This is a genomic window from Deltaproteobacteria bacterium (assembly GCA_005879795.1).
Taxonomy (GTDB): Bacteria; Desulfobacterota; Binatia; order DP-6; family DP-6; genus DP-6.
Genome location: VBKJ01000228.1, coordinates 1 through 3,471, shown reverse-complemented (window position 1 = coordinate 3,471; position 3,471 = coordinate 1). Strand labels below are relative to the sequence as shown.

The 3,471-nt window shown below is 73.8% G+C and carries 2 protein-coding genes; one reads left to right on the top strand and one right to left on the bottom strand.

Annotation, left to right across the window (positions count from 1 at the left end; genetic code table 11):
• Positions 1-1,922: hypothetical protein (locus E6J59_19355; GenBank protein ID TMB16263.1), on the bottom strand; the 1,922-nt coding region annotated here is incomplete at its 3' end.
• An 84-nt stretch (positions 1,923-2,006) separates the two neighbouring features.
• On the opposite strand from E6J59_19355, the gene E6J59_19350 reads away from it, so the two are divergent.
• Positions 2,007-2,993, top strand: a complete 987-nt coding sequence (locus E6J59_19350; GenBank protein ID TMB16262.1) for a nitronate monooxygenase — start codon at positions 2,007-2,009, stop codon at positions 2,991-2,993.
• Positions 2,994-3,471 lie beyond the last annotated feature (478 nt).

The following is a 3,471-nucleotide window of genomic DNA, read 5'->3' as shown; positions in this document are numbered from 1 at the left end:
TGCCAGCGCGCGTCGCGTCGCGGCGGGTCGAGCGGGAAGCCCAGGTCGACGCGCAGCGGCCCGACCGGGCTCTTGTAGCGGAGCCCGAAGCCGAAGCCGTAGCGGAGGTCGTCGAGCGGGAAGTCGAAGCTCGCGAGCGACACCTGCCCCGCGTCGGCGAACACGGCCGCGCCGAGCCGCTCGGTCACGGGATGACGGAGCTCGGCCGAGCCCTCGATCAGCGAGCGGCCGCCGACCGGGTCGTCGTCGATGAGCGGCCCGACGTGCCGGCGCTCGTAGCCGCGCACCGAGCCGATGCCGCCGGCGTAGAGGCGCTCGAAGAGCGGGACGTCACGACTCCGGCCGGTGGGCTCCTCGGCGCCCAGGCGGAGCCGGAACGCCGCCACCAGGTCCGCGAGGAGCGGCTGGTAGCGCCGCCCCTCGCCCTGGAGGCGCACGAAGGAGAACTTGCCGCCGAGGAAACCCCCCACGGGCTCGACGCTGGCGCTCGTCACCCAGCCGCGTGTCGGGTCGAGGAGGTCGTCGGTCCAGTTCCAGTCGGCGCCGAGCCCCAGGCCGGAGAGGAGGCCGGAGTGCGGCGCGATGTCCGGGAACCGGCGGGCGACCACCCGGTTCACGTCCGAGAGCGAGTCGTACTCGAGGCGGTAGAAGAGGTAGGCCGTGAGGGCGGGGAGCGGCTCGAGCTCGACGCGCGGCGTGAAGCGCGCGCGGTCGTTGGTGTAGGTCTCCTCGTCCTCCTGGTCCTCGGAGGCGATCAGGCGCAGGCGCTGTTGCGTGCCGGGGAAGTGAGGCTGGAGGAAGTCGGCGGCGATGGTGCGGCGGAGGAAGGAAGCGCGCGCGGTGAAGCCGAGCTGGCGCGCGCCGCCGAGGAAGTCGTAGTCGCGCCAGCCGGCCAGGCCACGCAGCTGCTCCTCGGTGTCGTAGCCGACGCCGAGGCGGACCTCGTGCCGGGGCGCCTCGACCACTTTGATGCGCACCGCGACGTGCGGATCGCGGCCCTTGTCCTCGTCGATGCGGATGGTGCGGAAGAGGTGGAGGGCCACCAGGTTCGCGCGGGTGCGCTCGACCAGGCTCGCCTTGAACGGCTCGCCCGGCCCGAAGGCGAGCTCGCGGCGGACCACCTCGGGGTCGACCTCGCGCGTGCCCTGCACGCGCACCGCCCCGAACACCGACGGCGGGCCGCTCTCGACCTGGTACGCGACGCGGGCGCGGTCGCGCCGCACGTCCACCTGGGCTCGCTTGCGCACCCGCACGCGCGCGAAGCCGCGCTCGCGGTAATAGGCGCGGAGGTAAGCGAAGGCCCGCGCGTACGCGTCCTCGCCGAAGACCGCTCCCGCCGCGATGGGCAGGGCGCCGAGGAGCCGCTCGCGCTCGGCGGCCGCCAGCTCCGTGCCCCCGAGCGACACGGCGACGTCCTCGACCAGGACCGGCGGCCCCTCGTCGATGTAGACGACGGCGGTGAGCGCGTCACCCCGAGCCGGCAGTTCGAGGTCGTGCTCGACGCGCGCATGGTAGTAGCCGCGGGTTCGGTAGAGGCGGCGCAGGCGCTCCAGGTCGGCGCGGAAGCTCACGGGGTCGAAGTCCGGCGCCGGGCGCCAGATGCGCCAGCGCTGGTACCACGGGCGCTCGCTGGTCACCAGCGCGCGCCGAAGCTCGCCCGTGCCGAGCGCGCGGTTGCCGCGGAAGACGAGCGCGCGCAGCCGCCACTCGCGCCCCGTCTCCAGCGCCTCGAGCTGCACCGCGAGCGCGACGCGCGAGCCGAGCAGGGCGACGAGCAGCGCGAGCCAGGCGCGCGGCGGCATGCCCCCTGGTAACAGGCCGCCGCCGAACTGCAAGCCGCGGCGCCCTTGACGCCGGCTGCGAATGGGGATCCTCATCGCTGTCGCCAGACGGTTCGGAATTGCGGCGGATGAAGGCCGCATACCAGCACCTTCTGGACTGCGAGCCAGCCCTCGCGGACAGTCGATGAGGCGGTCGACCTGTACGGCAAGCTCTACGATACCCACATGAAGACCCGCCTCTGTGAACTCCTCGGCATCGAGCTGCCGATCATCGCGGCCCCCATGGGCTTCGTGACCGGGCCCGAGCTGGCGGCCGCGGTCAGCAACGCGGGCGGCCTCGGCATCATGTCGTTCAGCGGCAACCCGCCGCCCGTCCTGCGCGAGGAGATCCGCCGCCTGAGGCGCCTCACCAGCAAGCCGTTCGGCGTGAACCTGATCCTCTACTTCCCGATCGAGGACCACCTCGCCGTCTGCGTCGAGGAGCGCGTCCCGGTGCTGTCGCTCTTCTGGGGCGACCCGGCGCCCTACGTCGGGCGGGCGCACGCGGCGGGCGTCACCGTGATGCACCAGGTGGGCTCGGTCGCGGCGGCGCGGCGCGCGGCCGCCGCCGGCGTCGACGTCATCGTCGCGCAGGGCGTGGAGGCTGGCGGCCACGTCGAGGGGACGGTCGGGACCATGGTGCTGGTGCCGCGCGTGGTCGACGCGGTCGCGCCCACGCCGGTCGCCGCCGCGGGTGGCATCGCCGACGCGCGCGGCGTGGTGGCGGCGCTCGCGCTCGGCGCGCAGGCGGCGGTGCTCGGCACGCGCTTGCTCGCCACGCCCGAGGCCGCGGCGCACCCCATCTACAAGGCGAAGGTGGTGGCCGCGAGCGAGGAGGACACCGTCCATACCCTGCTCTTCGGCGGTGGCTGGCCGGACGCGCCCCACCGCGTGCTGCGCACGCCGTTCGTCGAGCGGTGGCTCCCGCACGAGCGGCGCGGGCAGGAGCAGCGGCCGGACGAGCCGGCCGTCGGCGAGACGCGCATGGGGGGCGCGACGGTGCCGGTCGCCCGCTTCATGTCGCTCCCGCCGGGCGCCGGCACGACCGGCGACATCGACTCGATGTCGCTCTACGCCGGGCAGAGCGCGGGGCTGGTTGGCGACGTGAAGCCGGCGGCGGTGATCGTGCGCGAGCTGGCGGAGGGCGCGCGGCGCATCCTGGCGGCGCTCTAAGGCTGGCGTCCCGCCGGGGGAGGAGGCACTTGGTGCCGGGATGGGCTCCGACGACCGGAGCTTCGGGCGCACCAGAGGGTGGTCGGCTGTCATTGCGGATACGAGTAGTGGTGCAGGCGCGAGCCGCACTGCTGCGCGGTCGTGCGCGATCGCAAGCCGCCGATCTCCATCCCCAACGATGGAGCGCCGGAGTGCGTGCGGGCATCACCCTTGCTACTGCGCCGCGGCGATGCATCGGCGCTGCACACATGGCAGCTCGTTCCTCGAGGCGCTCGGGACGATCGACTCTTATCGCCAGGATATCTCTCATGCCGGTCGCTCGCGTCATGTCGCGCGCGCGGCTGGGGGTTGGCGTCTCGCCGCCGCGCTCGTGGTCCTCACCGTGGCCGTTGCTGCCGAGCAGGTGTGGCAGGCCGAGCGGCGGAACGCCGCGCTGCGCGACGAGGTGGCTGGGCTCCACGCGCAGCTTGGTGACAAG